Origin of the sequence: Microcystis sp. M_QC_C_20170808_M3Col, from assembly GCF_007095505.1 — a bacterium.
Lineage (GTDB): Bacteria > Cyanobacteriota > Cyanobacteriia > Cyanobacteriales > Microcystaceae > Microcystis.
In genome coordinates, this window is sequence record NZ_SFBY01000113.1 from 1 (window position 1) to 3,849 (window position 3,849).

Below are 3,849 nucleotides of genomic sequence, written 5' to 3' on the forward strand. Positions count from 1 at the left end.
TATAGATGATTTCCTGACCTAAGATCACATTTTATTCTTTTTTCCACTTCAATCTAAGAATTGAGAAAAAAGCAAAACCTTATATTATACCATAAAAAAATTATGCAAGAGGTCTATTAGGCTGTCCAAAAATTAAACTAGCAATATGAGTCCCGTGGGTGGACATCTGCCCACTGGTTGCACCATGTAATACTAAGGTGGGCAGTCGAGTTAATTTTGCTCCCTGAAAACAGGGATGTTGAGTATCTACGACACCATCAAGAATGGCAACAGTAATCTCTGGGGAACCCTGGGTTAGTTTGTGTAATGCTTGCAATCCTGGAATCATAATTCTTATTCTGATATTTTTTTGACAAAAGATTTATGTTGGATTGTAGCTATTCCCAATTGTACAACTTCTAAAACCCTGGCTAAATTACCCGCTAATAAAGCATCTCTACCTAACCATAATCCAGGAAATATTTGAGAACATAATATTCCTTCTGCATTAGGTTCAAGTGTAACATATTTTTCGTCATTTAAGACAAACCAATCAAATTCTTCATCCAATACTCGCCAGACTAAATATTCTTGCACTTGATGGCAGCGATAAACCTTAAGCTTTTGATGCAAGTCAAGGGAGACGGTACTAGCAGCAATTTCCACGATTAATTCTGGCGCACCTTCGACATAGCCATCCTCACTAATAGTTGATTGTCCACCATTTTTAATTCTCAGCAGTGCATCGGGTTGAGGTTCATTATCAGCATCAAGGCGCACGGTACAATTGTCGCCTAATTCAATTCCTGGCGTACTTGACCAATAGTTACCTAACCAAGTGATAATACGAGCGTGAGGGTTGCCATGATTAGTAATTCTTAAGGGAGAAGCCATCAGATGAACAATTCCTTCAATTAGTTCGGCTTTTTTCAGATTTGGCATAGCATTATATCTACGCTCAAATTCACAACGAGTGAGGTTGTCGCCATTTTCTAATAGTGGAATTGCTTGAGGAGATTTTGCTACAGTGGCTATCATCTTAGTATTTCCTACTTGTCAATACATTGGTAATTTTAAGGTGAATCCAGGTAAAATTTCTTCTCCTGATAATGTTGCTGGTAATTCAATAATTTCTACAGATTGATTGGGGCGATAGATTTCTAACCTTTGGTTGGCAGGATCAATTAGCCACCCTAATTTTACACCATTTTCTCGATATTCTTGCATTTTTTCTTGTAGATATTTTAAGGGGTCGGTACGCGATCGCAATTCTATCACAAAATCTGGGCAAATTCTGGCAAATTTTTCTTGTTCTTCTATGGGTAAAGCGTGCCAGCGTTCATTGGCAATCCAAGCAACATCAGGAGAACGTTTCGCGCCATTGGGCAAGGTAAAGATAGTAGAAGAACTAAAAACTTTACCGAGTTGAGTTTGCCGATTCCAAATCACTAAATCAGCATTTAATTCTGATTCTCGATTGCCACTAATGGCTCCGATGGGAGGCATAATGATTAATTCTCCTTGGGCAGTTTGTTCGAGTCGCCAATCGTCATTAGCACAGCACAGTTGATAAAACTGTTCGTCACTTAAATTGGTGGTTTTCAGGTTTAAGATAATAGGTTCGTTGGTAATCATTATACTTTATTTTTAAAGTCAATATTTTTAGTTCTTGTTTTAGATTGATTGTCAGTTAATAGGTTTGATTGGGCAACCAAGAACGATCAAGTAATTGTTCTTGGGAGTAGGGGCATTCAGTAGGAAAAGTTACTAAATTAGTTGTTTTAATTTTAACAAAACCTAGCGCATCTTGATAGATAGAGGTTAATTCATCTTCTAAATACTTGCGGAGATTAGTCGTGATTGTTCGTCTTAGTTGAGTACGAAAGTTATAGATTTCTTCTTGCCGGTGAACAGCATTATATTCGGCTTCAGTTGTCCAATATTGCAGTAACAGCAAATGACGAATAATTTGCTCTAACAGACTAGCGACAGCATTTTTCTTCTCTCTACCCAAATCCTCTAACTCCTCAATTAAATTATCTAAATCTAGCTGTTGGAATTGATGATTTTTAAGTAAGTTAATAGTTTGTTCCAGCCATTGATCATCATCAACGTCATAGAGTTGTTTTAATTCATTTACTTCTATCATCAACATAAAATTTACTCCATCTTAAAGGATTTGTAATAATAAAGCCGAATATTCTCAATTCTCGTTTTTTCTAATTCTTTTTGAGTAGTACCTACCCACATATTAGGTAAAATATCTTGATGTTGATAAAAGCTGTGAACTCTTTGGGCTGTATCATTAATCTTAAAATAATTGGTTAAACCTTGACGATCTTTGAGATGATAGTAAAGCACTGGGTTATTATTTGCTTTTGATAAACCCGTGAAAAACACATTTGATCCTTGCAGAGGTTTTAAGACTGAATCAGGAAAATGTCGCCAGACTAAATTGATGGTTTCTGGTCTGAAAAAATCATCTTCTTGAAGTTCGGCATAAATTTCGATTTCACTTTTACCATTAAAGTAAAAATCAAAACCAATTAACTCAACAAATTCACTTAAATAATCACTGTCAGCAGCACCATCACTTAAAACGAAAGCAGTTTGTAGCTTTTCAGGATAATCTTTAATTCTAATGTGTATTTTTAAACTAGAATCAGCTAAATTAGTTCTTAAATCAAGACCAGCACTGAGAACTTCTAGTTTGCTAAAGTCAAAGTTATGTCCTAAAAACTTTTGTAATAAAGAATAATCTAATTCAGCACCAACTCGGTTTTCAACTTGCCGAAAAAAAGCTAAAGATTGAGCTAGACATTTTTGCCATTCTTGGGACTGATCTTTAAAAAAGAGCATAAACCGTGAGGCAATGAGTTTATCTAATTCTATCTTACAGGAGGCTTCAATATCACAATTGCCTTCAACTTCCATAACAAAATCTTCAAACAGCCGCAGAGGATAACTCGGCTCAACATCAAAAGCTTGTTGATGATTACGGATAAATTGTATTCTTTGCTCTTTGAGAGAGTTTTTTTGAATCTCGGCAACTATCATGATTTCAAGATGTTAAAGGAAAAAATTATGTCAAGAAAATCTCGAAATTTACAAGCTGGTTATTCCTACCACGTCACCACACGCTGTAATAATCGTGAGTTTAAACTATCAAAGCGAGAGTGTCGGGAGGTGTTTCTTTATGCCATCAACAAGGCTTTGAGCAAATACAAGTTTAAGCTCTATGCTTTATGTATTATGTCTAACCATGTTCATTATCTGATTGAACCTGCTCAACCGCAAGATTTACCGAAAATTATGCACTTTCTTAATTGGTACACCGCGATGTGTTTTAATCGGATGCTCGGAAGAACAGGACACTTTTGGGAAAAGCGCTATTTCTGCGATGGCTTTCCGCCTTCTGATACAGACAGGGCTTTAAATACCTTGCGCTACATCCACGGGAATCCAAAAGCAGCCAAAATGCGTTCTGGGTTCTTCTATGATTTCAGTAATTACGGCAGTTATGAACGCTTAACTGATGACGGCTTAACTCAATGGCATCCTGCTTTCTTAAAACTTGGTGACAGCTTAGAAGACTGTGCCAGAAAGTATAAAGGCTTCTGTCAGAGGTACAAACCGAAGGAGAAGACAACCCCAACCCGTTGCCACTGGGGTAGTAAGCTGTTGGCAGGGGTTCATCTCTCCTCGGCCAAGTCTTCTAGCACTCTTGAGCGAAGGAAAAAGGCAAGTGGGGAAAAACCCAACCTCTCCCCTGCTTCTCCCGCGTGCCAGGTAACAGAAAGCCCTGAATTAACAAGGGTTGTACGTCAATTCGTTGGGGCAAACCGCGCACCCTGGCAAGCAGAAAAAGAC

General features: G+C 37.5%; 6 protein-coding genes. 1 reads left to right on the plus strand and 5 read right to left on the minus strand.

Annotated features, from left to right (window positions below):
• Positions 1-100: 100 nt before the first annotated feature.
• From EWV84_RS05505 to EWV84_RS05525, 5 genes are read right to left on the minus strand one after another with little or no spacing between them, the layout of a single operon-like run.
• A complete protein-coding gene (locus EWV84_RS05505) occupies positions 101-328 on the minus strand; it encodes a S8/S53 family peptidase (RefSeq protein ID WP_287076978.1) in 228 nt (75 codons plus the stop codon).
• Between the two features lie 5 nt (positions 329-333).
• The gene (locus EWV84_RS05510; RefSeq protein WP_287076980.1) at positions 334-1,017 is read right to left on the minus strand and encodes a Uma2 family endonuclease; all 684 of its coding nucleotides are present in this window, start codon (positions 1,015-1,017) and stop codon (positions 334-336) included.
• Between the two features lie 18 nt (positions 1,018-1,035).
• Positions 1,036-1,614 (minus strand): Uma2 family endonuclease, encoded by a 579-nt coding sequence (locus EWV84_RS05515; RefSeq protein WP_287076981.1) that lies wholly within the window; start codon positions 1,612-1,614, stop codon positions 1,036-1,038.
• Positions 1,615-1,669: 55 nt separating this feature from the next.
• Positions 1,670-2,128 carry a DUF29 domain-containing protein gene (locus tag EWV84_RS05520; RefSeq protein ID WP_287076987.1) on the minus strand — a complete coding sequence of 153 codons (459 nt, stop codon included), beginning with the start codon at positions 2,126-2,128 and terminating at the stop codon, positions 1,670-1,672.
• Between the two features lie 11 nt (positions 2,129-2,139).
• On the minus strand, positions 2,140-3,036 hold the full coding sequence (locus EWV84_RS05525; protein WP_287076983.1) for a DUF5838 family protein: 897 nt from the start codon (positions 3,034-3,036) through the stop codon (positions 2,140-2,142).
• A 27-nt stretch (positions 3,037-3,063) separates the two neighbouring features.
• Here EWV84_RS05525 and EWV84_RS05530 point away from each other — a divergent pair.
• On the plus strand, positions 3,064-3,849 hold a 786-nt coding region (locus EWV84_RS05530; RefSeq protein ID WP_287076985.1), incomplete at its 3' end, for a transposase.